This is a genomic window from Anabaena sp. FACHB-1391 (assembly GCF_014696755.1).
In the GTDB taxonomy this organism is placed as follows: domain Bacteria; phylum Cyanobacteriota; class Cyanobacteriia; order Cyanobacteriales; family Nostocaceae; genus Dolichospermum; species Dolichospermum planctonicum.
On sequence record NZ_JACJQS010000006.1, the window covers coordinates 54173 to 81067 of the forward strand.

At 38.8% G+C, this 26895-nt stretch carries 26 protein-coding genes, 1 tRNA gene and 1 other annotated feature; of the genes, 11 read left to right on the forward strand and 16 right to left on the reverse strand.

Features of this window, described 5'->3' with window-relative positions:
* Positions 1 to 29 precede the first annotated feature (29 nt).
* A complete protein-coding gene (locus H6F62_RS04350; protein ID WP_190371429.1) occupies positions 30 to 905 on the forward strand; it encodes a Tfp pilus assembly protein PilF in 876 nt (291 codons plus the stop codon).
* A gap of 34 nt (positions 906 to 939) precedes the next feature.
* On the opposite strand, the gene H6F62_RS04355 is transcribed toward H6F62_RS04350, so the two are convergent.
* Together H6F62_RS04355 and H6F62_RS04360 are read right to left on the reverse strand one after the other, a co-directional pair.
* On the reverse strand, positions 940 to 1557 hold the full coding sequence (locus H6F62_RS04355) for a TMEM165/GDT1 family protein (RefSeq protein WP_190371430.1): 618 nt from the start codon (positions 1555 to 1557) through the stop codon (positions 940 to 942).
* A 459-nt stretch (positions 1558 to 2016) separates the two neighbouring features.
* The gene (locus H6F62_RS04360; protein WP_190371431.1) at positions 2017 to 2424 is read right to left on the reverse strand and encodes a hypothetical protein; all 408 of its coding nucleotides are present in this window, start codon (positions 2422 to 2424) and stop codon (positions 2017 to 2019) included.
* A 527-nt stretch (positions 2425 to 2951) separates the two neighbouring features.
* Here H6F62_RS04360 and arsM point away from each other — a divergent pair.
* Positions 2952 to 3920 carry an arsenosugar biosynthesis arsenite methyltransferase ArsM gene (gene arsM / locus H6F62_RS04365; RefSeq protein ID WP_190371432.1) on the forward strand — a complete coding sequence of 323 codons (969 nt, stop codon included), beginning with the start codon at positions 2952 to 2954 and terminating at the stop codon, positions 3918 to 3920.
* A gap of 105 nt (positions 3921 to 4025) precedes the next feature.
* Here arsM and H6F62_RS04370 read toward each other — a convergent pair whose 3' ends face one another.
* Complete coding sequence (locus H6F62_RS04370) at positions 4026 to 4832, reverse strand: Rpn family recombination-promoting nuclease/putative transposase (protein WP_137908059.1); 807 nt, start codon at positions 4830 to 4832, stop codon at positions 4026 to 4028.
* Between the two features lie 347 nt (positions 4833 to 5179).
* On the opposite strand from H6F62_RS04370, the gene arsS reads away from it, so the two are divergent.
* From arsS to H6F62_RS04385, 3 genes are all read left to right on the forward strand, one after another.
* Entirely contained in the window at positions 5180 to 6154 is a 975-nt protein-coding gene (gene arsS / locus H6F62_RS04375) for an arsenosugar biosynthesis radical SAM (seleno)protein ArsS (protein ID WP_190371433.1), read from the forward strand.
* Positions 6155 to 6388: 234 nt separating this feature from the next.
* Entirely contained in the window at positions 6389 to 6817 is a 429-nt protein-coding gene (locus tag H6F62_RS04380; protein WP_190371434.1) for an EVE domain-containing protein, read from the forward strand.
* 184 nt (positions 6818 to 7001) lie between these two features.
* Positions 7002 to 7778, forward strand: a complete 777-nt coding sequence (locus H6F62_RS04385; RefSeq protein WP_137908056.1) for a class II aldolase/adducin family protein — start codon at positions 7002 to 7004, stop codon at positions 7776 to 7778.
* Between the two features lie 87 nt (positions 7779 to 7865).
* On the opposite strand, the gene mnmA is transcribed toward H6F62_RS04385, so the two are convergent.
* A complete protein-coding gene (gene mnmA, locus H6F62_RS04390) occupies positions 7866 to 8921 on the reverse strand; it encodes a tRNA 2-thiouridine(34) synthase MnmA (RefSeq protein WP_137908055.1) in 1056 nt (351 codons plus the stop codon).
* A gap of 170 nt (positions 8922 to 9091) precedes the next feature.
* Between mnmA and H6F62_RS04395 the strand changes: the two genes are divergently transcribed.
* Positions 9092 to 9796, forward strand: a complete 705-nt coding sequence (locus H6F62_RS04395; protein WP_190371435.1) for a hypothetical protein — start codon at positions 9092 to 9094, stop codon at positions 9794 to 9796.
* 96 nt (positions 9797 to 9892) lie between these two features.
* Positions 9893 to 11434, forward strand: coding sequence for an NAD(P)H-hydrate dehydratase (locus tag H6F62_RS04400; RefSeq protein ID WP_190371436.1), 1542 nt, complete (start codon positions 9893 to 9895; stop codon positions 11432 to 11434).
* A gap of 97 nt (positions 11435 to 11531) precedes the next feature.
* Here H6F62_RS04400 and rplL read toward each other — a convergent pair whose 3' ends face one another.
* The 8 genes from rplL to rplS form a co-directional block, all read right to left on the reverse strand.
* A complete protein-coding gene (rplL, locus tag H6F62_RS04405) occupies positions 11532 to 11918 on the reverse strand; it encodes a 50S ribosomal protein L7/L12 (protein WP_137908052.1) in 387 nt (128 codons plus the stop codon).
* Between the two features lie 110 nt (positions 11919 to 12028).
* Positions 12029 to 12574, reverse strand: a complete 546-nt coding sequence (rplJ, locus tag H6F62_RS04410) for a 50S ribosomal protein L10 (protein WP_168359977.1) — start codon at positions 12572 to 12574, stop codon at positions 12029 to 12031.
* Between the two features lie 101 nt (positions 12575 to 12675).
* Positions 12676 to 12843: a sequence feature (ribosomal protein L10 leader region), on the reverse strand.
* An 88-nt stretch (positions 12844 to 12931) separates the two neighbouring features.
* On the reverse strand, positions 12932 to 13648 hold the full coding sequence (gene rplA, locus H6F62_RS04415) for a 50S ribosomal protein L1 (protein ID WP_137908051.1): 717 nt from the start codon (positions 13646 to 13648) through the stop codon (positions 12932 to 12934).
* 129 nt (positions 13649 to 13777) lie between these two features.
* The gene (gene rplK / locus H6F62_RS04420; RefSeq protein ID WP_137908050.1) at positions 13778 to 14203 is read right to left on the reverse strand and encodes a 50S ribosomal protein L11; all 426 of its coding nucleotides are present in this window, start codon (positions 14201 to 14203) and stop codon (positions 13778 to 13780) included.
* A gap of 6 nt (positions 14204 to 14209) precedes the next feature.
* Positions 14210 to 14842 carry a transcription termination/antitermination protein NusG gene (gene nusG / locus H6F62_RS04425; RefSeq protein WP_028084802.1) on the reverse strand — a complete coding sequence of 211 codons (633 nt, stop codon included), beginning with the start codon at positions 14840 to 14842 and terminating at the stop codon, positions 14210 to 14212.
* Complete coding sequence (gene secE / locus H6F62_RS04430; RefSeq protein WP_137908049.1) at positions 14842 to 15063, reverse strand: preprotein translocase subunit SecE; 222 nt, start codon at positions 15061 to 15063, stop codon at positions 14842 to 14844. Before secE ends, nusG begins: the two co-directional genes overlap by 1 nt.
* 183 nt (positions 15064 to 15246) lie before the next feature.
* A tRNA-Trp gene (locus H6F62_RS04435) sits at positions 15247 to 15319 on the reverse strand.
* A 161-nt stretch (positions 15320 to 15480) separates the two neighbouring features.
* Positions 15481 to 15843, reverse strand: a complete 363-nt coding sequence (rplS, locus tag H6F62_RS04440; protein WP_028084803.1) for a 50S ribosomal protein L19 — start codon at positions 15841 to 15843, stop codon at positions 15481 to 15483.
* A gap of 407 nt (positions 15844 to 16250) precedes the next feature.
* Between rplS and hflX the strand changes: the two genes are divergently transcribed.
* Both hflX and H6F62_RS04450 read left to right on the forward strand, forming a co-directional pair.
* The gene (gene hflX / locus H6F62_RS04445) at positions 16251 to 17987 is read left to right on the forward strand and encodes a GTPase HflX (protein WP_190371461.1); all 1737 of its coding nucleotides are present in this window, start codon (positions 16251 to 16253) and stop codon (positions 17985 to 17987) included.
* 380 nt (positions 17988 to 18367) lie between these two features.
* A complete protein-coding gene (locus H6F62_RS04450; RefSeq protein ID WP_190371437.1) occupies positions 18368 to 18937 on the forward strand; it encodes a Uma2 family endonuclease in 570 nt (189 codons plus the stop codon).
* Positions 18938 to 19002: 65 nt separating this feature from the next.
* On the opposite strand, the gene H6F62_RS04455 is transcribed toward H6F62_RS04450, so the two are convergent.
* Positions 19003 to 20694, reverse strand: a complete 1692-nt coding sequence (locus H6F62_RS04455; RefSeq protein ID WP_190371438.1) for an SUMF1/EgtB/PvdO family nonheme iron enzyme — start codon at positions 20692 to 20694, stop codon at positions 19003 to 19005.
* Positions 20695 to 20768: 74 nt separating this feature from the next.
* Positions 20769 to 21314 carry a DUF2854 domain-containing protein gene (locus tag H6F62_RS04460; RefSeq protein WP_137908046.1) on the reverse strand — a complete coding sequence of 182 codons (546 nt, stop codon included), beginning with the start codon at positions 21312 to 21314 and terminating at the stop codon, positions 20769 to 20771.
* A gap of 138 nt (positions 21315 to 21452) precedes the next feature.
* On the opposite strand from H6F62_RS04460, the gene H6F62_RS04465 reads away from it, so the two are divergent.
* On the forward strand, positions 21453 to 21626 hold the full coding sequence (locus H6F62_RS04465; protein ID WP_190371439.1) for a hypothetical protein: 174 nt from the start codon (positions 21453 to 21455) through the stop codon (positions 21624 to 21626).
* 151 nt (positions 21627 to 21777) lie between these two features.
* On the opposite strand, the gene H6F62_RS04470 is transcribed toward H6F62_RS04465, so the two are convergent.
* Positions 21778 to 22212 (reverse strand): response regulator transcription factor, encoded by a 435-nt coding sequence (locus H6F62_RS04470; protein ID WP_137908045.1) that lies wholly within the window; start codon positions 22210 to 22212, stop codon positions 21778 to 21780.
* Between the two features lie 740 nt (positions 22213 to 22952).
* Positions 22953 to 25118: a polyphosphate kinase 1 gene (ppk1, locus tag H6F62_RS04475; protein WP_190371440.1), complete on the reverse strand. Its 2166-nt coding sequence runs from the start codon at positions 25116 to 25118 to the stop codon at positions 22953 to 22955.
* 211 nt (positions 25119 to 25329) lie between these two features.
* On the opposite strand from ppk1, the gene H6F62_RS04480 reads away from it, so the two are divergent.
* Positions 25330 to 26793 carry a HAMP domain-containing sensor histidine kinase gene (locus H6F62_RS04480; RefSeq protein ID WP_228036500.1) on the forward strand — a complete coding sequence of 488 codons (1464 nt, stop codon included), beginning with the start codon at positions 25330 to 25332 and terminating at the stop codon, positions 26791 to 26793.
* Positions 26794 to 26895: the final 102 nt, after the last annotated feature.

Here is a 26895-nt window from a genome sequence, read left to right on the forward strand (position 1 = left end):
TTGTTAACATTTAGGAGTAGAATAATATTGTGTCTGAATCGCGTAATCGCTGGATGGTTCGAGTAGTCTTGGCTTTCGCTGTTGTTGCTTTTGTGGGGGTTTCTGTTATGCCCATAATTACAACATTTAACAAACCCCAATCATTACCATCGAATCAAGCCAATACTGAGAATCAAGGATCTTCATTTCAGCAAAAGTCAAAATTAGAAGATCAAGTCCGGGGCTATGAATTGGTTTTACAGAAAGAGCCAGAAAATCAAACTGCACTCAAGGGACTTTTGCAAGCCCGGTTACAGTTGTTGAGTCAAAAAGGACAAGGGGAAGTTAAACCGGCTGATATTCAAGTTGTGATTGAACCTTTGGAAAAACTTGCTAAACTTAATCCCCAAAAGTCAGAGTACGGGGTTTTACTGGCTCAAGCTAAACAACAAATTGGCGATAAGGAAGGAGCAACCCAAACTTATCGTACTATTTTAAGTGCAAAACCGGCAGATTTGAAGGCTTTGCAGGGTATGGTCAGTTTGCAATTAAGTGAAAAGCGTCCAGAAGTAGCTATTAGCTTATTAGAAGCAGGTTTAACTGCTGCAAAGAAGGCTAATGCTATTGAGCCAGGTAGTGGGGATGTAGTTGCTATTCAAGTCCTTTTAGGTAATGTCTACGCTTTTCAGAAGCAGGATCTTCAGGCTATTTCTGTGTATGATCAAGCAATTAATCAAGAGCCTCAAGATTTTCGTCCCGTTTTAGCGAAAGCAATGCTGTTTAAGCAACAAGGGAAGCTTGCTGAAGCAAAACCTTTATTTGATAAAGCTACAGCCTTAGCTCCGGCTCAGTATAAGGACGAAATCAATAAGGTAGCAGCAATTTCTGAGCCTAATTCTACATCATCTCCTACGGCTAGTCCATAGGGGAGAGGCCTGACTCAGCTACTCTTGCTACGGATTATTTTCCTTCTATAGCGGCGACTATGCCAAAGATGATAAATAGAAAACCGCCTAAGAAGGTAATTTGCCTTTCGGAAATTCTACCTGCTATTAATTTACCACCGATAACGGCGATCGCTGCACAAATTGCGTGTCCTAATATTGCGCCGGCTGTAACACCAATGGGGTTATTACTGGCTGCGAGGACTATGGTGGCTATTTGTGTGCGATCGCCCCATTCTGCTATAAATGTTAGTACGAAGGATTTTAGTAAAATTGACCAGACACTTTTTTGCTGGGGATTATCTAAATCTGCCTTTTCTACCGCCTCTTGTGCCTCCCCTACGACTTCTTCAGTCGCAGATACAGCCATTTTATTGGCATCATAGATTAATTTCAAACCAAAGGCGATAAACAAAACTATTTCGGCATAATGAATGATTTGTTTTGGCAAAAAGGACACTACTTGTCCAAATGCAACTGATAAGATAGTCATAGCCGCTAAAGCAGCTATCACACCAGAGAACACCAAGCGCCGTGGGTGGTGCATGGACAGAATTACAGCGATAAAAAAGGTTTTATCACCTAGTTCAGAAATGGTAATTAGTAATAAACCGGCGGTAAAGGCTGTTAACACTCTCTCAAACTCCTGAAGGATTTTTTACCCGTGTGGAGTATCAATGAGAGCCATAAAACCTCACTGAACTCCACACTTTTCAATGTGTCGTCAGTGAAGGTCTCGCTTTCAAATACTTTGTTTATTCGCTATCTAAACCAGGCTCATCACCAGTATGTTGATTTAGATATACTGAACAGATAACTTTGATTTACTGTCAGCAGCTACTCCCCTTCTATTAGTTCTACATAATACTCTTGCTGAGATTAAAAGTCAAGCATGAATGGAAATTCAAAATTCCTAGTTTCAATTTTTAATTGCACAGGACTTACGCACCAGTAAATAAAAAATGAACCACGTTCGCGTAGCATCCCGTAGTGATAGACACGAAGGACACCAAAAAAGAAGATTTTAAGACAAAAAAGACAAAAAAGAAGATTTTAAGAGAAATTTTGCGTAAGTCCTGGCTTTTATATAGCATTACATTGCTTTAGTTGCTGCGTTAATTAATTGATCAACAGTATTTCCACCACCCAATGCACCTCCTATTGCTGGCATTGCTGGGCAATAAGCAGCTAGTGCAGCCGCAGGTGGGAAAACTAAAGTAGCTATTCCATCAATTGAGTAACATAATATAACACCACCAATTGTAACTCCAGCAGTCTCCACGACTCCCTTCCATAATCCATTAATGAAGGTATTGGCTAAATCTAAGCTTGCACCATCACTAACACTGTTGAGAGATTCATCAATTGAAACTAAATCACCATTACCGCCAGAATTATTAACATAGTAGTTGGTATCAGTAGATTCTGCATAGGCTGGGTTGACAACCACAGTAACAGCAATAGCAAAGGCGATGATAGATGCAATCAAGCTACGAAACATTTTAGTCTTGTCTTAAAACGATAAGTCTATATTACTAAAGATAGTTAGATTTTTCAAGGTTGAAGGTGACACTATTAAAATAGACCTTTTAAGTAAACACCGTTTAAGTGTCAATACTCATCAATCCACAGCTAAAATTTTATAATAACTTAGCACTTACAGAAGTGTCACACCAAAAATCTGTTGTAGGGTGCTTTACTACTGCATAAATCCTGCAAATAAACAGACTGTTGATATCTGACGCACCATACCAATGTGCTAGTTGCGTAAGTTCTGTAATTTTAATATCATCGGTTCTTACGTTGTTTTTATGCAGAATTAATCATAAGATGTCGTTTAATCGCCTTAAAAACTTGAGTTTAAGTAGGTGAACGGAAAAAAACCGACATAAGTAACGAAAAGTAAAGTTGCCCAAAACCTCTTCCCAGTTAAGAGTTCCCAGTTAAGAGTTCCCTGTTCCCTGTTTCCTTGTCATAACGACAATTTTTAACGCCAACCTACTTATTATTAATTTCTAATTTGAGATTATGACCTATTTAGAAACCGCAGCCCAATTTTACAGCCAAGTTGCTCAAACACCGGAAGTGGGGCTATGCTGTGTCCAAAGTACACCTTTACAATTACCAGGGCTGAAAATTCCTCTGGCTATGCAGGAAATGAACTATGGTTGTGGAACTACAGTTCATCACAACGAACTTAATAATCAACCTACAGTTTTATATGTTGGTGTTGGTGGTGGTTTAGAAGCGTTACAATTTGCCTATTTCTCTCCCCGTCCCGGTGCGATTATTGCTGTTGAACCTGTGGAGGCTATGCGAGAAGCTGCAATGCGTAACTTAGAAATTGCTGCAACGGAAAACCCCTGGTTTGATACTAGCTTTGTTGAAATTCGTCCGGGAGACGCTTTTAATTTACCTGTGGCTGATGCTTCGGTGGATATAGTAGCGCAAAATTGCCTTTTCAATATCTTTGAACCAACGGATTTGACTCGCGCTTTAAAGGAAGCATATCGGGTATTAAAATCCGGCGGTCGCTTACAAATGAGTGATCCAATTGCTACCAGTCCAATTCCTGATCATTTACAACAAAATGAACATTTACGCGCTTTGTGTTTATCCGGCGCTCTTACATATCCAGAATATACTCAACTAATAATTAATGCTGGTTTTGGACAAGTGGAAATTCGCGCACGTCGTCCTTATCGTTTATTAGATAAACATAGTTATCAGCTACAGGAAAATATACTTTTAGAAAGTCTTGATTCCGTGGCTTTTAAAGTGGAAATCCCCTCAGACGGGGCTTGTATTTTTACTGGTAAAACAGCAATTTATGCGGGTAAGGAAGAATTTTTTGATGATAATGCTGGACATATTTTACAAAGAGGTATTCCTGTGGCTGTTTGTGATAAAACGGCGGAAAAGTTAGCTGTTATCAATGCTGAAGAAATCATTATTACTGATTCTACATGGTATTATGATGGTGGAGGATGTTGTTAATTTTATACAGTATTTTACTCGGTTATGAAGTACAGTTTTCTATCCTCAAACCCGTAAGGGCGGGGTTTCCCCGTCCTCAATAGTATTTTATTAGAGCCAGAACTACTATGATTCTTGAATTTCCTTTTGTAAAGCCTGAATTTGTTCAAGAGATAATTCTGTAAATTCAGCAATTTGTTGTAAATTCATACCTGTTCGTAACAATTTCAAAGCAAACTTTCTGGTTGCTTCAGCTTCACCTTCTTGTTTACCTTCAGCTTTACCTTCTTCTAAAGCTTCTTGATAAACTTTGGTTTGTTTCAACTCACTTAAACCTAACATGGCTTCAATCTCCTTTCTGCTTTTTTTGGGTAATTTGTAGACGATAATTGTCTCAATCAGATTAATTAAATCCCGTTTAATTTTGGTATCAGTTAGTTGTTGGTTTGCTTGGGCAATTAAACGTCTTGCTAATGCTGGTGCAGATTCCTCTGTTTCTATTACTAGTTTAACAACTCCCACCCCTAAAGAACTCTCTCCCAACTCGTCTAAATAAATGCGTGTAACTCGCTGAAGCAGTAAGATTTCCCCAAATTGTACATTCTGTTCTCTTTCTATATTACGACTAGGATAGATGATGACAGCTTGCCAAGGATGAGGAGTTTTGTATTGTCGCAGGTAGAGAAAAAGCTCTGCAAAGAGACGATAATATAAATCATCATCGGGTTGAAATTGAACCTCAACAATGTAAAATGGCTTTTTGGCATCTTTGGTGGTTGGTAAAAATAAACCGTCTAAACGAAAAGCCAGTTGTTTAACTTCACGAGAGGTAAATTCATACGTACCTGCTTCTGTGGGAGACTGGTTAATTAATTCAAAAAAGATGCTAGGAAATGCTTGAAATAAGCTATAGAAAATTGTATCGGTTTTCACGGTAATTGAGTAATTCTTATATCTAATCTAGCTGAGGTTTCGCGCAAAGAGGCAAAGGAGCAAAGACGCAAAGAAAGGAAATTCTCGTTCCCACACAAAGCATCCTCGTTCCTCGTTCCCAGTCTCTGACTGGGAATGTCATCTTTGAGGTTCTAGGTTCTACCTCCAGGTATAATAGAGGCAGAGCCTCTTAACTATATTCCCACGCAGAGCATGGGAACGAGAGAACGAGAGACAGCATGAGAAATAGGAGAAACTAGAGAGAAAATGGGGTAAAATCCTCATATTTATCATCTTTGCTTTTATTTCTCAACTAATTATGGTTTAATTTAGCTAGAGATGCTTCTATGATTACACCTTTTTCTCAGCAGATAAATTCACCTTTAACAAAGCAGCAAATTAATGTTTTACAAGTTAATTTGGGAAAACTTTGTAATTTAGCTTGTAACCATTGCCATGTAGAAGCTAGTCCGAAAAGAACTGAGGAATTAACACCGGAAGTTTGTCAACAGTTAATTACTTTAATTGGTAGGTTTCCGCAAATTAAAACGGTGGATTTAACTGGTGGCGCTCCAGAAATGAATTATGGTTTTAAGTCTTTGGTAGAAGCTGCTAAAAATGCAGGTAAACAGGTCATTGTCAGATCAAATTTGACAATTTATTTTGTGGAAGGATTTGAGGATTTACCAGATTTTTTTGCTGAGAATCAAGTCAGAATTGTCGCTTCTCTTCCCTGTTATTTAGCCGATAATGTGGATAAAATGCGGGGAAATGGTGTTTTTGATCAATCAATTAAGGCTTTACAATGGTTGAATAAAATCGGTTATGGTCAAAATCCCAATTTAGTGTTAGATTTGGTGTATAATTCTCCATTACCAAGTAGTGATGATTTTTCTCTCACTCCTGAACAGGAAAAGTTAGAAGGAGACTATAAAACATTTTTGTCTGAAAAATTTGATATTCGATTTAATCATCTTTTCACTATTACTAATATACCTGTGGGGAGAACAAAGTTTCATTTAGAAAGAAAACAGCTTTATTCTCGCTATTTGCATTTTTTGGAATCTCACTTTAATGCAAATACAATTGATGGTTTAATGTGTCGTGAACAACTTTCAATTGATTATTTAGGGAATATTTATGATTGTGATTTTAATCAAATGATGAATTTACCTGCTAAAACTAGTAATGGTGAAAATTTGACTGTGAGTAAATTGTTAGAAATTGGTAGTTTGGATATATTTAATGAAGTCCAAACTGCTGAATATTGCTATGGTTGTACTGCGGGTTGTGGTTCTAGTTGTGGTGGTGCTATAGTATAAATTGACAAATATTAAAAATATATATGTCAGGAAATAATTACTTTGTAAAGAAATTTGTGGTAATTGAACTTCTAATTTTAATATCTAGTATGATCAAGGGAGTTAAGTCTCCTCACACCACATTTTTATTCAAGCCGTGAATTTATTTTTTCACGGTTTTTATTTTTTATGGCTAAGTAAGATCAAAAATCTCAAAAATGGTATAATCTGACCTGGTAATTATCAGAAAAGTATATGGCCTATTGGTTATTTCAAGGAAATCCCAAGTATTATCGAGTTTTAGAAGCTATCAGGGAGTTAGAAGCAATTCCTTGGTTGGTAACTCGTTATGCTAACAATATCGCTCCTGGTGATGGTGTTATTATTTGGTTATCTGGTAGTCAAGGGGGAATTTATGCGACAGCAGAAGTGATAGAACCCGCTCAATTCTTGACGGAAATACCAGATAAGAAATATTGGGTAGACTCTACAAGAGCTTTGGGAAAACAACAAGCGATAATTAGATTTACAAATAAATTTGTAGAATCTCCTTTACAGAAAAATCAGTTACAAGAAGATTCTGTACTTAAAAATTTATTGGTGCTTCGCGCTCCCAATTCTACTAATTTTAAGGTAAGTTCAGAAGAGTGGGAACAGGTACAGAAATTAATTCAGGAAAAGTAGGAAATATTAAAAATAATTTTGTTCCTCAAAGTGTTATGAAAGAGTTTTTGTCTGGCTGATATTCTATAATGATGGAAAGTTTAACTCCTCGCACCATACTTAGAACCGTAAAATATAGTATTTTGCGGTTTTTATTTTCTGATTTGGGTAATTTGATAAAATCACCTATAAATTCAATTCCTATATGACCGAAACACCCATACAAAAACCCAATAGTCCCACAATTCCCACATTTACCTCCATTACCGAGGAAAGATTGCACCGTCAACAGCGACTAGTGGCTGCATTGCGGCTATTTTCTCGATTTGGATTTGATGAAGGTGTTGCTGGACACATTACAGCCCGTGACCCGGAAAAACCTGAACATTTTTGGGTAAATCCCTTTGGAATGTACTTTGGTTTAATTCGAGTTAGTGACCTCATATTAGTTAATCAGCAAGGTGATGTAATTTACGGTAATCGTCCGGTAAATCGCGCAGCTTTTGCTATTCATTCTCAAGTTCATGCAGCCCGTCCTGAGGTGGTAGCAGCAGCTCACGCCCATTCTATCTATGGTAAAAGCTGGTCTAGTCTCGGCCGTCTGCTTGACCCGCTAACTCAAGATGCTTGTTCTTTTTACGAAGATCATAGTATATTTACTGATTATACGGGAGTTGTTCTCAACCTGGAAGAAGGCAAGCGCATTGCTGAAACTTTGGGAAAAAATAAAGCCGTCATTCTCAAAAATCACGGTTTATTGACAGTAGGTAAAACTATTGATGAGGCTGCTTGGTGGTTTATCACAATGGACCGCTCTTGTCAAGCGCAATTATTGGCAGAAGCAGCCGGAACACCCAGCCCAATTAAACCAGAGTATGCCAAGATAGCTTATAGTCAAGTGGGTTCTGCTGAGATGGGTTGGTTTAGTTTTCAACCCTTGTATGAGATGATTGTACGGCAAGAACCAGATTTACTGGAATAATATAGCGATTATAGGAGCTAGGAAAAGTTATTAGTAGTATGGGATACAATCTAGGGTGCAAGACCTGCGCCCTTACGGGTTTTTGATTTAACTAAACTGTTCGATAATTCCCCCACCTAATACCTTGTCTTTGTCGTACCAAACCGCAGCTTGTCCGGGTGTAATGCTAAACTGTGGTTCATCAAATACTAAGCGCACGCGGGAATCTGCTAAAGGAATTACTGTCACAGCTACGGGTTGAGAACGATAACGAATTTGTACTTCTGCTCGTACAGGTGTGACTGGTTCAGCAATAGAAACCCAATTTACTCTATTTATTGTACATTCTGACTGAGTTCCTTTGGTGCGATCGCCTACAACTACCCTGTTATTAACAGCATCTAAGGAAATCACATACAAGGGTTCGGCCGCAGCAATACCTAAGCCTTTTCGCTGGCCAATGGTATAATGATGAATACCATCATGTTGTCCCAAAATTTTGCCAGTAGTATCAACAATATCACCGGATTTGGGAGCTAAATATTTATCTAAAAATGCCCGCATAGAACCGTTACTTTCTACCAAGCATAAATCTTGACTTTCCGGTTTATCGGCGGTTTTTAAGTTGTATTCTGTAGCAATTCTCCGGGTATCGGTTTTATTCAATTCACCTAGGGGAAAAATTACAGCCCCTAATAAATCTTGGGATAAATCATAGAGAAAATAAGATTGATCTTTATTGCGGTCAACGGCTCGTAACAATTGGTAACGATTAGTAGCGTCATCGTAACGAATTTTGGCATAATGACCTGTAGCGATGCGATCGCATTTTAATTTTTCCCGTGCATATTCCACCATCGGACCAAATTTGACCGTTTTGTTACATTGAGAACAAGGTAATGGCGTAATTCCCGCACTATAACCTGTCACCAAAAAATCAACAATTGACCTTTGAAAGACATCCCGAATATCAACAATTTCATGGGGAATACCCAATTGTTGGCAAATATCAGCCGCGTCGATCATTCCTTCAGAGCAACATTGCCCCTTGCCTTTCATTAGCCAAAGGGTTAAACCAATTACATCATAGCCCTGATTATGTAGCATAGCGGCGGCTACGGAACTATCAACGCCACCAGAAAGACCAACGACAACTTTTTTCATAATTCACACTTTTCAAAGTGCTTGCGGCTTATTTTCGTAAGAAAGGGGTTTTTTATTTGCTCACAAAGTGCGAGGTTTTCCGATTGTAGCATATAGGAGAAATTTTCCTGTTAAGGTAGTCCATATATGGAATATTGCATAGAAAATTTCTGTAAAAGCTAGTAACAAATATGTCTAACTTAAGAGTCAGTTACTTTACTCCTTTATTCATGTTATCTTTACTTGCGGGTGGGTATTGGGCGTTAATATCCGATTATACTCCAGTTCAGGCTCAAATCCCCAAGAATAGTCAATTTTTAGCACAGGGGACGCAGCAAGTACAACCTGGGGAATTGAACCAGTATAACCAAAATTTTGAACGATATTTTGTTTATGTTGATAGCAGCGATTTTCAAGTATTGCAACGAGTTCAGCAAGTTGAAGGCAATGCTTATATCCGCAATTATAATGGACGTAATGTTATTCAATGTGGTGTTTTTCATCAACAATCTAATGCTGAAATCAGGGTGAGAGAATTGGAATTAAATGGTGTTTTTGGTGCTAGAATTGTTAATTCTGCAAATCTAGAAATAAAACCCAATAATTCTGGTCAACAAACAGCCTATGATAACAACCAAAACAATCCAAATAACTATCAACAAGAAGCAAGAAAATACTACTATATAGTGATTCCTAGTCACCCTAATAATTTACGTTCTTTTGGTACAGAAATTCGACAGAAAATAAGTGCAAATATTAATGTATTTATGAGAACTCAACCACGGGGAGCGCATATAGCTATAGGACCTTTTAGCGACAAATATGAAGCAAAAATATGGAATAGCTATTTTCAAAATTCAGGTTACGGTAATGCTAGAGTTTATTATGGAAAATAGGGTAATGGGTAATTGGTAATGGGTAATTGGTAATGGGTAATTGGTAATGGGTAATGGGTAATGGGTAATTGGTAATTGGTAATTGGTAATTGACAAATGACAAAAGAACAAGTAGTTACCGCAGCGCAAATGCGGGATATTGAAACCAGAATATTTACTGCGGGAATGCCTGTAGCTGCTTTAATGGAAAAGGTAGGGGGATTAATTTTCCAACGCTTACAAACTATTATTTCTCCAGATAAATGTGTGGGCATTTTAGCCGGTCCAGGTCATAATGGAGGTGATGCTTTAGTAGTAGCGCGTGAATTGTATTTTCACGGTTATAAAGTTTGGATTTATCAACCTTTTTCTAAATTGAAAGAATTAACTTCACAACATTTTCAATATATTCAAAGTTTGGAAATTCCCTGTTATCAAGAAATTAACGAATTACCAAATTGTGATTTTTTAATTGATGGTTTATTTGGTTTTGGTTTAGAAAGAGAAATTACCGACTTTATAGCTGCTGCAATTAATTATTTTAATCAAAGAAATCAGCCTATTATTAGTATTGATATACCTTCCGGTTTACACACAGACACAGGGGAGGTTTTAGGAACAGCTATTCAGGCAAGTTATACATTTTGTTTGGGTTTATGGAAACAGGGTTTATTACAAGAACAAGCATTACCTTATGTTGGTAAAACTGAATTAATTGATTTTCATATTCCCTTAACAGATATTCATGCGGTTTTAGATAATGTCCCCCAAATCAAACGCATTACTAAAACAACAGCATTATCTACCCTACCCTTACCCCGTCCCCTCATTACCCACAAATATAAACAAGGACATTTATTATTAATTTGTGGTTCTCGACGTTACGCAGGTGGAGCAATTTTAACAGGTTTGGGTGCGCGAGCTTCTGGTGTGGGAATGTTGTCAATTGCTGTGCCAGAATCTTTAAAAATGTCGTTAGTTTCCCATTTACCAGAAGCGTTAATTATCGGTTGTCCTGAAACAGAAAAAGGAGCAATTGCTAATTTACCATTAGTAGGGTGTGTTAGCGATAGCGTAACGCACCTTATAGACTTAAATTCATTTACTACAATTGCTTGCGGACCGGGTTTAACTACAGATAATATTTCTATTCTTCCCGAAATAATTGAATGTGAATGTCCTTTAATTCTCGATGCTGATGCTTTAAATATTCTCGCACAATTAGGAACTATTCCCCTATTAAAATCACGAAAATCAGGCACTGTAATTACACCCCACACGGGAGAATTTAAGCGTTTATTTCCCCATATTGATTACACAAATAGAGTCAAAGCAGTACAAACAGCAGCCCAAGAAAGTGGGGCTGTAGTCCTGCTCAAAGGGGCAAGAACGGCTATATCTCATCCTCAAGGTGGTGTTTGGATAAATCCCGAAAGCACCCCGGCCTTAGCCCGTGGAGGCAGCGGTGATGTATTAACTGGCCTGTTAGGTGGACTATTAGCGCAAATTCCTCCCCCAGAACTTACCATGGAGGATGTAGTCGCAAGTGCGACTTGGTGGCATTCTCAAGCAGGAATTTTAGCAGCACAAGCAAGAACAGAATTAGGAGTTGATGCTTTTACACTGACACAATATTTATTATCAGTCTTGAAGGGATAAAAAAAGGCAAAAGGCAAAAGGTAAAGGGTAATAATTAGTTTTTACCAATTACCAATTACTAATTACCAATTACCAATTACCAATTACCAGATAACAACTACTTAATTACTACCTTACCACCAGCTTCTTCAATCCGCTTCTTGATATCCTCAGCAGCGTCCTTAGCTACACCTTCCTTAACAGCTTTAGGAGCAGCTTCTACCAATTCTTTAGCTTCTTTCAGACCTAAACCTGTGATTTCACGGACAATCTTCAAGACAGCAATCTTCTTATCAGCAGGTACGGAATCCAAAATTGCATCAAACTCGGTCTTTTCTACTACTTCTTCAGCAGGAGCAGCAGCACCAGGGGCCATCATCATCATACCACCAGTAGCAGCAGCGCTCACACCAAAGGCTTCTTCGATTTGCTTGACTAATTCAGAAGCTTCTAATAAGGTGAGGGCTTTCAATTGTTCTAAAATTTGTTCGGTTGCAGCAGACATGGATGTAACTCCTAAATAATTTTTGATTTGTTTTGATTTGTCAGTTGTCATTTGTTAGTGGATAAGCACCACCACGATTAATTAGTGCGTTCTGTATTTGCTAATACACACTAAGACTCACTTTCGGAACTATCACCATTTTCTTTTTCAGCGATAGCTTGCAAAGCGCGAGCCAAGGAACTGGGAACTTCGTTGATACCAACAGCCAGCTTGGTAGCCACAGCGTTGATAGCACCAGCGATTTGACCCATGAGTTGTTCTTTAGATGGTAAGTCTCCTAGAGCCTTAACATCAGCTTCACTCAGGACACGACCTTCCATGACACCACCGCGAATTTCTGTTTTCTTGGTGGCTTTTTGGAATGCTTGATAAGCTTTAATCGCGGATAAATCTTCTTTAACTAGAAGAAATGCAGAAGAGCCTTTCAGCAGTTCCGACATTGGCTCCCACTGTTTCTGATCCTTAATGGCAATGCCCATAAAGGTGTTTTTTGTCACCTTACATATAGCACCACTAGGACGGAGTTGCTGACGCAAATTGGTGATTTCGGCAACTGTTAGCCCCTGGTAATCAATTACCAGTGCTAAAGTTGACTTACTCAAGGTTTCCTTGAGATCAGCTACTATCTCTTTTTTGTTTTCTAACGTTCTTCCCATACTTATCTCACCTCCAATGTCAGTTGTCAGTGGTCAGTTGTTAGTTTTTACTCTATTTCCTGTCACCTGTCACTTATCAGCCATGACCTTTTTGCTGACCCGCCGAAAACAGTTAACCCCAGCTATCTTAGCCAGGGTTTCAAAGTGGTATTTTTAATACTGTCGTTGTCACAGTTTTACTGTTTAAACTTTAGGTAGTTAAAATTACAACCTCGGCAGGATATTAAGCTATTAGCACCTGCTGTCTCCGGCTTTATCTATTTAATTTTGGTTATTAGGATTAGTTATTGGTCATTAGTCATTGCTGATTATACTCATCTATCACCAATTACCCATTACCCATTACCAATTACCAAATTATGCAGCTTCGGTGAGTTTTAATTCCCGTAAGGCGCTGATATCAATGGCAATTGATGGCCCCATAGTCGAGGACACATACAATGACCGCCAATAACGACCTTTAGCACCTGAAGGACGGTTACGGTCAATGGACTCTTGTAATGCCTTCAGGTTGATTAATAAATCTTCAGGTGAAAAACCAGCCTTACCAAACATAACATGAACAATCCCAGTCCGATCAGCCCGATATTCTAATTTACCAGCTTTAAATTCGGCGATCGCACTACCGATATCAAAGGTTACTGTACCACCTTTGGGTGACGGCATCAAACCACGCGGACCTAGCAATTTACCAAGCTTTGCTACCTGTGGCATTACATCTGGTGTCGCAATCAGCTTATCAAAGTCCATGAAGCCCTTCTGAATCTGCTCAATCAGTTCTTCTGAACCAGCTATATCGGCACCAGCATTAGTCGCCTCTGTGACTTTTTCCCCTCTAGCGATCACTGCTACCCGGATTATTTGCCCCGTACCTTTAGGTAGTGCTACTGTTGTCCGCAATTGTTGGTCTGTGTACTTAGGATCAATTCCTAAACGGATATGAGCCTCAGCAGCTTCGGCGAATTTAGCGGTTGCTGTTTCTTTTAACAGAGCCAATGCTTCTAAGGGTGTATAATCCTTATCTTCTACTTTTTCTAGTAACGCCCGCAAGCGGCGTGATACTTTTTTTGCCATTTTTTTCTCCTGGGGTAATCTCGAAGTTATGCTTCTCCCCCGATATGATTTTAGATTTGGGATTTTCGATTTGGCTATTAGTTATTCACTCAAAAGCACAAACTCAAGATTTATCACTTAATCACTTAATTAATCTGTGATAGTTACGCCCATGTTTTTCGCAGTTCCTGCCACGATTTTCATGGCTGCGTCAATATCGTTAGCGTTGAGGTCGGGAAGTTTGGTTTGAGCAATTTCCCGTAATTGATTTCTACTAATGCTACCAACTTTCTTTTTGTTGGGTTGATCTGAGCCTCTTTCAATTTTCGCCGCTTTCCGAATCAATACTGATGCGGGTGGTGTTTTGAGTACAAATGTAAAACTTCTGTCTTCATAAACAGAAATTTCTACTGGTATCACCATTCCCGCTTGGTCTGCTGTTTTGGCGTTGTACTCTTTGCAGAACATCATGATATTAACACCATGTTGACCCAGTGCAGGACCAACGGGCGGTGCTGGGTTGGCTTTCCCAGCATTCAGGGCCAACTTAATGACCGCTACTAATTTCTTCGCCATTTGTATTTAGCTCTGTTTTTTAACCTGATTAAATTCTAGTTCTACTGGTGTATCTCGTCCAAAGATTGAGAGTAGAGCTTTTAGTTTACTCCGTTCTGGGGAAACTTCAATTACCTCGCCTTCAAAATCCTTAAATGGACCAGAAAGCACCACTATCTTATCACCTGTAGCCATATCAATTTTGACTACTGGTTCTTGTTCCGTGGCTTGTTTGAATATGCGTTCAACTTCCGCAGGATTTAAGGGAACTGGCTTCACGTGGCCACGACCTCTACCGCTACCACGCTTCTGCTCCGCGCCCACAAAGTTAATGACGTGGGTGGTATTCCTTACCACTTGCCATGTATCATCACTCATTACCATCCGTACTAACACATATCCAGGAAAAACCTTTTCTTCTGAGGGCTGACGTTTACCATCTTTACGGATTTTCACCGTTGGTGTGTGGGGAATTTCCACTTGGATGATTTTATCAGCTACATCAAAAGTTTGGATACGTTGCTCTAAGTTTGTCTTGACTCGTTTCTCACAACCGGAAGCTACTTGCACCGCATACCAGCGTAACTCTTTAGACGCTGTTCCCAGTGCTTCCTCCGACTGCAATTCTAAATTACGTGGTTCGTCTGTTGCAGAAGTCATCAGAACACCTGTTTTGCTGCCCAACTGAACAATCCATCGACCAAGTATATCAAGGAGGCGGAGAGTGTAACCATTAATAGTACAGCTACTGATTCACTCACCAACTGTTTCCGACTGGGCCAAACTACTTTTTCAAGTTCTTCCTTTGTTCCTTGGAAAAAATTGTTTAAGCTAAACCCATTTTCGGTTGCTGGTATTTCTGCTTCGTTTTTTTTGGCCACAGTCGTTATACCCTCGTTTCTTGAATAGCTTCACCTTGTCATTTTTTCAAGGTTTACAGTTTCGACCTCAACTGACTGGCAATAGTAAAGCTATATTTTCAAAAAATTATACCCGAAATAATTGACGTTTTCTGCTGTTTTGGCAGTGACGTTATTGCTTCGGGCAATATTTTTCTTTTTGAGCGCGCCCTGGAGGACTTGAACCCCCGACATCAGGTTTTGGAGACCTGCGTTCTACCAACTGAACTAAGAGCGCACAAGCTTTTCTCTTTCCGGTCATTGTGATCAACTTTTTTTAGTTTAGCACAATTCGACTTTAATTGTCATCTAAATTGTTACTTATTTTTTTATTTTTGGCAAGTTAGCGGCGAATGCCGCTCACAGCTTGGGTTTTGTCTGTTAATTCCCTCTATGGAATTAGAGGGCGCGGTCGAATCTTTGTTTAATGCGGGTTGCTTTACCGACTAGGGCGCGTAAATAGTAAAGTTTAGCACGTCTAACTTTACCACGACGTAATACTTTAATGCTCTCAATGCGGGGAGAATGGAGTAAAAATACCCGTTCTACACCCACACCTTGGAAAACTTTGCGAACTGTAATGGTTTCGTTAATACCACCATTCCGCATGGCTATAACTACGCCTTCGTAGGGTTGGACGCGGTATTTAGTACCTTCTTTGATTTTGACTCCGACTTTTACTGTGTCACCGACATAGATATCAGGTAAATCAGATTTCAATTGTTCCGCTTCAATTGAGCGAATAATCTCTTGGGCGTTCATTACTTTTCTGTTTTCTGAAAAAACTCACAATCATTAATTATAAATCTATAATCGCCCCATAGTCCAGCTATTTATTAAAGGAGTCACCGAGTTAGGAGTTAGAAGGAAAGAAGGAAAGAAGGAAGAATAAAATTAACTAATGACAACTAACAACTAACAACTGTCTACTATCACCTGTCTACTGTCTACTATCACCTATTTACTGTCCAATAACAACTAACAACTGTCCACTAACAACTAACAACTGTCAACTGTCAACTGTCAACTGTCAACTGTCAACTGTCAACTGTCAACTGTCACCTGTCAACTGTCACCTGTCAACTGTCACCTGTCAACTGACCAATTTCTGTTGTAAAATAGACAGTATCAGGATTCAGGGGGAACCAGGTAACTGGTCTTAAACGCCTATAGAGACTATTTTTGGTAATATTCAAGGTTTAAAGTCCAGCCAGCTAAAACAACTCCAGCGGCTGTACCATCAGCGGATATCAGGGGATTGTATTACTACATCTGAGTTTGCACAACGTCTTGCAGCAGTTAGTACGGAAATTAATCAGCCTGTTTGTACTTATATCAACCGTCGTGGACAAGTAATTCGGGTTGGTGTGGGTACTCCGCGTCAAACTCAAATCCCACCCATGGAAATACCTCGCTACGGTGCAGAACGTCTGAGCGGAATTCGCTGTTTATCTACTAATCTCAAGTCAGAACCACCAAATGAGTCAGCATTAACGGCTATGGCTTTACAAAGATTGGATGCTTTAGTAGTTTTAAATATTACTGGGGGCGGATTTACTAAGCGTGGTGGTGGTGCAACTGGATACGTAAAAGAAGCTTATTTAGCTCACCTTGTGGCTAATAATAGACAGTTAGTGACTACTAAATCCTCTGACATGAGCATGGTTGACGCTAGTATATATTCCCACATATCACCGCCTCTAAGTTTAGATGCTTTGGCTGACCAGGATTTTCTCGAATTGGTGGAAAGTCTAGAAGCGGAATTTAGTCGGGAATATGTAGCTCAGGCAGTAGACACTGATCATGATCGGGTGGTAATTGTAGGAGTATTAACGGATAATACTAGCCCGCAACAATTCGAGGACATTATAGCAGAATTGGCACGGTTGGTAGATACGGCGGGGGGTGATGTATTACAGACTTTACAACAAAAGCGATCGCGTATTCATCCCCAAACAGTTATCGGTGAAGGTAAAGTCCAAGAAGTTGCTCTCACGGTGCAAACTCTAGGTGCTAATTTGGTAGTATTTGACCGTGATCTTTCACCTTCCCAAGTCCGCAATTTAGAGTCCCAAATTGGGGTCAGAGTAGTTGACCGTACGGAATTAATTTTAGATATTTTTGCCCAACGCGCTCAATCTGGTGCAGGTAAATTACAGGTAGAATTAGCGCAGTTAGAGTATATGATGCCACGACTCGCTGGCAGGGGTCAAGCCATGTCCAGATTGGGAGGTGGTATTGGAACTAGAGGACCTGGTGAAACTAAGCTAGAAACGGAACGTCGGGCTATTCAAAAACGCATTTCTCGACTACAACAGGAAGTTAATCAATTACAGGCACATCGTTGTAGATTACGTCAACGGCGACAACACCGAGAAGTTCCCTCTGTGGCTTTAGTTGGTTATACCAATGCTGGTAAATCTACTTTACTTAATGCTCTCACTAATTCGGAAGTATATACGGCTGACCAATTATTTGCTACCCTTGACCCGACCACACGGCGGTTAATGCTTCCCCACGCGGAAACCGGCGCACCCCAGGAAACTTTAATGACGGATACTGTAGGGTTTATTCATGAATTACCCGCGTCTTTAATGGATGCCTTTCGCGCTACTTTGGAGGAAGTAACAGAAGCGGATGCTTTACTGCATTTAGTAGATTTATCTCATCCTGCTTGGTTAAGTCATATTCGCTCAGTTCGGGACATACTCGCGCAAATGCCCATTACACCGGGACCTGCTTTAGTCGCTTTTAATAAAATTGATCAGGTGAGTAGTGAAACCCTGGCTTTAGCGCGGGAAGAGTTTCCCTTAGCGGTTTTCATTTCTGCCAGTCAGCGTTTAGGTCTGGAGACATTGCGTCAACGATTATCCCTGCTTATTCAGTACGCTGTTGATGGTGGTTGATGATTTTCATATCCCTGGCTTCTTTGAGAAGTCGGGGATCTAAGCTTAATGAATAATCAAACTATCTTTATTGACATACTCACCGACCTGAAGGTGCGATGATTCTTGACACTTCACCAGAACACGCCACAAGTGGTCTTATCGTCCCTCCATGTCCGTTTAAAGTCTCCCAATGCCATAAGGCGACTATAACCAAATTTTAACATAAAGCCGTCCTAAAAGCGATGCACTGAGCTTGCCGAAGTGGACGGGGCTTGTATCCCAGATTTTTGGTCAGTGCTAAAAAATCATAATTTATTATTGATAATAATGTCAATGATTCAACAATAATCCAGTTTTGCTAGAATCATGATGACTTCAATGTAATTGGTTACAAGATAATGATTACTACTGTTGAGCGTCGTTATAGTTTAGATGAATATCGCGCCATTGAAGAAAAAGCTGAAGAACGCAGTGAATATCGTCATGGAGAAATTGTGCCAATGTCAGGAGGATCAATCAATCATAGCCGTATAGGTGGCAATATTTTTGCATTTCTCAAGTTTATTTTGCGTGATAGTAAATGTGAGCCAATTAATAGTGATTTGAGGTTATGGATTCCTGAATATCAACGCGGAGTATATCCAGATGTAATGGTTTTTGCAGATCAACCGCAACTAAATGACAACCGCAATGATGAAGTTTTAAATCCCATTTTAATTGTAGAAGTATTATCACCTTCAACCGCAGATTATGACCGACAAAGCAAGTTTCGGATGTATCGTTCAATTAGCAGTTTTTGTGAATATTTATTAGTTGAACAAGATGAAATTTTTATAGAAAAATATAGTAAACAGTCTCAAGGTTGGTTATTGAGTGATTTTAATGATTTAGAAAAATCCATTTCTTTGGAGTCTGTTGGGGTTGATTTACCGATATCGGAAATTTATCGCGGTGTTGTTTTTAGGTAATCTGAATCAGGATTGACCAATAATAACCAGAAGGGCAGAGAGTAAAAGAATAAGAGTATAAAGGGCTACAAAGTCCTGAACGAAGACACGACCCGAAAACCGCAGCGACTGTCACGAAGGTCGCGCGAAAGCCTAACGCGAATCGCAGCCCGACAGCGCCAAGCATAGGAGTTCCAAGAACCGCCACGAAGCGTTTTTTTACTACTACCGCTTTGACTATTCCAAGCACTACCATCTGTAGGCGCGTTTATATAATTTTCATGCCAGTCATCTTCACACCACTCCCACACATTCCCGTGCATATCGTACAAGCCAAAAGCGTTCGGGGGAAAAGTTCCCACATCTGTAGTTTGTTCTCGATATTTACCTTTAGGTGCGGACTTGTAGGGATAATTACCATTGTAGTTTACTAAATCCGTGGTGATGTTGTCACCAAAGGAAAATGGCGTTTTTGTCCCCGCTCTACAAGCATATTCCCATTCTGCTTCACTGGGCAATCTGTAGTTTTTTCCTGTCCTTTGGCTTAACTTTTGACAGAATGTAACCGCATCATCCCAACTGACAGTTTCAACTGGGCGGTTATTGCCTTTGAAGCCAGACGGATTATCCCCTATAATAGCTTGATATTGTGCCTGTGTCAAGGGGTATTTGCCCATAAAAAAGCTGGGAACTGTAACTTGATGTTGGGGACTTTCATTATCACCCCTTTCTGCTTCATTTGCCGGTGAACCCATCCAGAAAGTTCCTCCCGGTATGGCGATCATTTCTAATTTAATACCTTTTCCTAAATCTTCGGTAAATGATGATTGGGGATTGATATTTACGTTAATATTTGCTGGTGGTTTGGGTGGGTTTGTGGGTGTAGGAATAACTATTGTTTTTTTATTTGCTAATGCGGCTAAAACTTCTGCTGCTGAGTCATAACGACGAGTAGGAATATCTTGCAACATGGTTTCTAATACCGTTGTTAATTCCTGACTTAAAGAAACATACTTTTGCCATTGCCATTGCATTTTTCTGGTATCAAATAATTTATCTGCACCATCAGCTTCTTGAAAATGTCCCGTCAATAATCTGACACAGGTAACAGCTAAACTATAGAGATCACTACTATGATAAACCATACCCCGAAACTGTTCCGGGGGTGCGTATCCAGGAGTACCTGTAACAGTCCCCACTCTAGTTAAAATAGTTCCACTTGTTTCTTTGGAAACGCCAAAATCAATTAGAAATAATTGACCGGTTTTACTTCTAATAATATTTTCGGGTTTTATATCTCGATGAATAACTTGATTGTCATGGATAAATTGCAAAACTGGCAATAATTCTGTGAGGATAATTCTGATTTGTGGTTCTTTTAATTTACCTTGATTTTGAAACTCTTCTAATAGGTTTTGACCATCAATAAAGTCTTGGACTAAATAAAGTCTACCATCTTGGGGAAAGAAGGCTTCTAAATCTGGGATTTGCGGATGTTTTCCTAATTCTTGGAGTCTTTTGGCTTCTTGTTGAAATAATTCGGTGGCTTTTGCTAAAGCCGCACTTCCAGCTTGTTGGGGTAAGAATTGTTTGATAACGCAGGGAGTATTTAATCTTTTTTCATCTACTGCTTGAAATGTTCTGCCAAAACCACCTTCTCCGAGAAATTTAATGGGACGATAACGATCATCTAAAAGGATTTTACTCCCACAGTTTTCACAAAAGTTAGTACCCTGGGGATTTTGATGAAGACAGGTAGGATTAAGACATTGACTCATGGTAGCTGCTGGGTATGTCTAGGGATGATTATACTATACCAGGAAACAAGATAAGCGGGGAAACCCCGCTGCTACTATTTCTGCTTCATCAAAGAGAGTTCAATATAATCTTCTCTGGGCTGTGTCATGCTAATCTCTACATTAGGTCCGAAATATTTGGTCATTTTTTCTTGCTTTTGTTGCCAAGCATCAAAGCTAATTAATGGCGAATCAAATTCTAAAATTAGGGTATAAGCCCCATTGATTTCGGTTTCTCGTAAACCTGTCACTATTGGTCTGGAATCGTCCGTGGGACTTAAACCTAGATAAGCTAGAGCTTCGTCTAAATGGGCTTTTTGTCCATAGCAGTAGCGTGTGATGTCTTTACGGATTTTAGTTTGTGTGACAGTTGCTTGTTGTTTTCTGAGTGCTAAAATTGATGGTGTGGTGGCTTGGCTGAAGGGTATGGGTTTGAGTTCATTAGCTTTGAGAGCTAAACCTCCCAATAGCAGCGGAAAACCATAGAAAAACCCCACTAAATTGAGGGTAGCGTTATCTGCAAAATAGGCAACAAAACCTGTAATAGTGAGTATACTACCGATTGTTAAACCAAGTGTTCCCAAAGAAATTCCGCCGAGCATAATTTGAGATTAGTATAATTTATTTTCATTCTTAGTTCTATTATCATCGCTGATTAGGGGCAAATTGACACAGAAATTAATATTCTTGTTTTTTGCGTTAACTTTAGATTTGAAGTGTTTAAAGACTGGAAGCAAAAAATGGATATTCAGACAATTAAAGACCGAATTAGCGCGGTTCAAGCTAAACGTGAACGGTTGCTGAGTTTACTCGAACAACCTAATTTAGGAACGTTAAGGGTTGATGTTAATCAAGCATTGGAAGAACTAGATGATCTACTGGATGAATTTAAACGCACTGTTCCTAATGCGTGAAATAATTAAGCAGATTTAATTAATAATAAAGATTAGCGTCGGGTGTTTGTTATGAACAATATACCCGACGCAATTTAATTTTGATAAGAATTTTGACAAGAATTTTGACAGTGACAGAATTGATAATTTATAATTTCTAATTGATACTAGACTAGACGGGGTTAAATTTTTCTGCTGAATAGGAAAAATACTTAACTCGCTGTCCTAACTGTTTAACTAAGGTAATGAGTTCTTTTGTACGAATATCTTTTTTGCAAATTTTATCAAATTTATGCTGAGTTTGGTTTTGCTGAAAAGATGTTTCATCTATAGATGAATAAGCTAAAATCTGAGTATTTGGAGATATATCTTTAATGTAATGAGACGCTACCCAACCATCCATAATTGGCATTTGTAAATCGAGGATAACGACATGAGGTTGATATAATTTTACCATTTCTATAGCTTCTTGACCATTAGCGGCTAAACCAACAACATGAATATTTTCTTGAATAGAAAAAACTAATTGTAAGCTTAAACGAGTCAGTTCATGATCATCAACTACGAGAATATCCAAGTTAGAACACTCAGGGGACAACATTAACATTCCAGAGAAAGAATAAATGTAAATTAATACTAATTTGAGAAATGATTGTCGCAGCTAAAAAGTTGTCAATTTTGTGCTGATTTAGTAATTTATTGACAATTTAAAATCGCAAATAGTATGAACTTTTATAGTTTATGATTATTAGTAAAATAATTCACTCTATCTTATGGATGAATTTTAGTGATTAAAAAAATATTTTTATGCAGAAAAAAGATTTAGTCATGTCTTTTTCGCATCATGATTTTATGAAAAATTAAATTATTTGCTATTATGGAGAGTTGGCAAAGTCTAAATTGATATCTAGTATCACTAATACTAGTTTGGTGGTTAGAAACCGCACCTAAACAGAAAAAACCCACTTGCGTGGGTTTGGAAACCTTGATTTTTTCTGAGTTCCAAAGGGGATTTTGGTTTGATAATAGCGTTACCCTTGGGTATGACAGGGAATTACCATCAGGGTGAGGTACGATTTTGACGGGCAAGATGCCCGTACCACAAGATTTTTATTATTAATATAGGACTCCTATTTGATTTTTGATAGCTTGCGTGGCGTAGCCATACAAGAATTAGTAGGTATCAATTCTGTCTTTCTTCCAGTTAAGAGTTCCCTGTTCCCAGTTAAGAGTTCCCTGTTCCCTGACCACACAAGTAAATTCACAGAATCAAACCGGATTCCTATATCTGTACTTCATAATCTCGGAAAATGCTGTATCTTTGCAGATAGCTTTTTGAGATATTCTCTAATTAATACCAGTAGAACGTAATGCCATGGACATAATAGTTTTTTGGGAATTGGCTTCTGGACAGTTATCGCCGGGACATCTTTGGATATAATTACCATCAGGTTGTAGTTCCCAAGCATGGCGATTATCTGCTAACATAATTCCTAATATTTCTTGTAGATCTTTGGCAATATCTTGGTCTTTTATTGGTGTAATTACTTCGACGCGGCGATCTAAATTACGACACATCCAATCAGCACTACCGATATATATTTCTTCTTGACTATTATTGTGAAAGTAATATATGCGAGAGTGTTCTAAAAAGCGGCCAATAATGCTGATTACACGAATGTTTTCGCTGAGATTTGGTATTCCGGGACGTAAACAACAAATACCGCGAATAATCAGGTCAATTTGTACGCCAATACGAGAGGCTTCGTATAATGTAGAAATGATTTGTGGATCAACTAGAGCATTCATTTTCGCAACAATTCTGCCGGAAAATCCATTTTGGACATTGGCAATTTCCCGCCGAATTAATCCGAGAAAGCGATCGCGCATATTCACAGGTGCTACCATAATTTCTCGATAGGATTTTTGGCGAGAATAACCTGTTAAGAAATTAAATACATCTGTTAAATCTGCACCCAATTCTTCCCGACAACTAAATAAGCCTAAATCTGTATAGAGTCGTGCTGTTTTCTGATTATAATTGCCAGTACCAATATGTACATAGCGACGCATTTTATCTTTTTCCCGTCGCACTACTAGAACTATTTTGCTATGGGTTTTTAAGCCTACTAAACCATAAACAACATGAACACCCACTCTTTCTAAACGTCTGGCCCAATAAATGTTATTCTCTTCATCAAACCGTGCTTTTAATTCTACTAATACGGAAACTTGTTTGCCATTTTCCGCCGCAGTAATTAAAGCATTGACTATAGGTGAATCACCAGAAGTCCGATAAAGGGTCATTTTGATGGCTAAAACATGGGGATCTTGGGCGGCACTAGTAATAAAGCGTACCACTGTACCGGAGAAGGATTGATAAGGATGATGCACTAGTAAATCTTTTTCTCGAATTACGGAGAAAAAGTCTTTTCCTTCTTCTGGTTCGTTGATATCAGTATCAATACTGGGTTCTCTAAGTCTTTGTAACCGGAAGGGAACAACAGATTGACGCGGGGGATCTTTGAGTTCTGGTAGGGGTAATGCGAGAAAATACATTAGATCTCGCAGTGCTAAAAGACCATCAACTTCGTAAACATCGCTTTCAGTTAATCCTAAATCCTGGAGGAGACGAGAACGAACTGATACAGGGGTTTGGGAACGAATTTCTAACCTGACAGTATTTCCACCCATGCGGCGTTTGCGGAGTTCTTGTTCAATAGCTAGGAGGAGATCATCTGCTTCGTCTTCTTCCAATTCCAAGTCAGCATCCCGGGTAATACGGAAAGGGTGATATTCTTGAATAATCATTCCTGGAAAGAGGGATTCTAAATTATGGGCGATCGCTTGTTCTAAAGGAACTCCTGTCCAGTGAATAGTGTTATAATCTTCCTGGGTTGCTAATTCTGGCGGTATGGGCAAAAATCTGGGTAAGACTTTGGGAACTTTCACTCTAGCAAAAAACTCCTCCTCTGTTTCAGGATTTTTGACCACCACTGCTAAATTTAAACTGAGATTAGAAATGTGGGGAAAGGGATGACTAGGATCAACAGCTAGAGGAGTAAGAACGGGAAAAACCTGTTCCTGAAAATAATTATTTAAGTGATTTCGCTGTTTTTGATTCAATTCTATGTAATCTAAAATGTAAATTCCCCGTTGGGTTAAAAGTGGTCGGAGAACTTTCTCAAATTCCACGTTGTGTCTTTTCAGTTGGGGTTTGAGATGTGAACGAATATCATCTAGTTGTTTTTGTGGTGTCTGTCCATCAGGTGTTAATAAATTAACAGTAGCTTCTACCTGTTGCTTTAAACCTGCTACTCGCACCATGAAGAACTCATCTAAGTTAGAACTAAAAATGGCCAGAAATTTCAGCCTTTCTAATAGGGGAGTTCTAGGATCACAAGCTTCATGTAACACCCGGTTATTAAATTCTAGCCAACTTAACTCCCGGTTAATGTAGTATTGTGGATCACTTAGATTAATAAAGGTATGATTTTTTTTTGATTTCGCCATGATCATTTAGATAAAGTAGATATTGTTTATGAAGTATGAATATAAATATCTTAATTGCTACTGCATAGATTTTTACAGTTCCTGATATAAAAACTTGAGCAAGTTCTTAATATGGTATTTTTATGTATAAAAATACATTATGAATGCAAGTATTCACAGAAAATAATAACATCCTGAGTGTAACTTGTATGGTATCAAGAAAATCCCGTTCATGACTCAAATAGAATTGCTACATATTAATTTTATGTCCATTTACTTATTTCAAGCAACTCGTCGTCGGTTAGCGATTTGGTACACGGCTATAACTGCGATTTTATTATTATTATTTGCTAGTGGTGTATATTTATATGTTCACAGTACATTAATTGAAAGAGTTGATGATACATTATATCATGTGGTGGAAGTTGTCGAGCGTTCTTTAGTCATTGAACAGATAAACCTGCAACCTCATCAATTGCGAGTAAATGTAAAATCTAGTTTTCCTAATAATGCTGAAAATGCCGAAGATGATCGCATTGATTTAGAGTGGTTTAGTCCTACTGGTGAATTATTGTGGTCAACTTTTTCGGAAATATTAAATATTCCTATTCATCCTAATCATACAGGTGAAACTGTGCGAGTAGCAAGCAAGGGAGGATGGGCAGAATCTGCACAATTATTAAGACAAGTTACCAAAAGAATAGAAAGAGGAAGACAGGTTTTAGGATATTTACGAGTAAGTCATCCTTGGTTTGAGGTGACAAAACCTAGCCGACAATTAATTTTTGATTTGGCTTTAGGAATTAGTTTAATGCTATTGTCAGTAGCAGCTAGTGGTTGGTTTTTGTCGGGTAAAGCCATGAAACCTGTGGGAGAATCTTACCAGCGTTTAAAACAATTTACTGCTGATGCTTCCCATGAATTAAGAAGTCCTATTGCTTTAATTCAAACTAATGTCCAGGTGGCTTTGGCTGATTTAGATTTAGTCAAAGAAGAAAATAATACTGTTCAATATCGTCAACAATTAAAAATCATGGAAAGACTGACTCAACGCATGGGGAAGTTAGTTAATGATTTGCTATTTTTAGCTAGACAAGATAGTGGAATTAACACAGATGTATTTTCCCTTTGTCCTCTTGATGCTTTATTAATGGAAGTGGTGGAAGAACAACAACTTGTAGCGAGGGAAAAACAAATTAATTTGGTTTTGAATTTAGTCGCTTCTCCGGGGACGGAAGTTAATGCTGAATTACAAGAAAGTTGGTTTACTCTCATCGGAAATTGGGAGCAATTAGTCAGATTATTTACAAATTTGATTGGTAATGCTTTGCATTATACTCCTGTACAGGGAGTAATAAAAGTGGAGCTAGAAAGAATTGAAGGCATAAATCGAGTTAGAGGAATGCGTTGCACCAATTCTCATTTACAAATTAAAGTTAGTGATACGGGAATTGGTATTCCTACGGAGGCACTACCAAAATTATTTGACCGCTTTTACCGAGTTGATCCAGCCCGGACACATATAAGCGAAAAAAGCTGCTCAACTACAAATACTGGTTCAGGATTAGGATTAGCGATCGCTCAAGCCATTATCGCTCATCATCAAGGACAAATTCAAGTAGTCAGCACACTGGGTGTAGGTACTACTTTCATTGTGATTTTACCCCTAAAACCGCCAATTTCGGAATTAAATTGACAACTGACCAATAGGCCTATCCATCTGATTTTGTTAAGCTATGTGATAGTGTAGCGTGAGATTAGCCTAAAGATGCCAATATTCGGACTAGGAGGTGGTAGT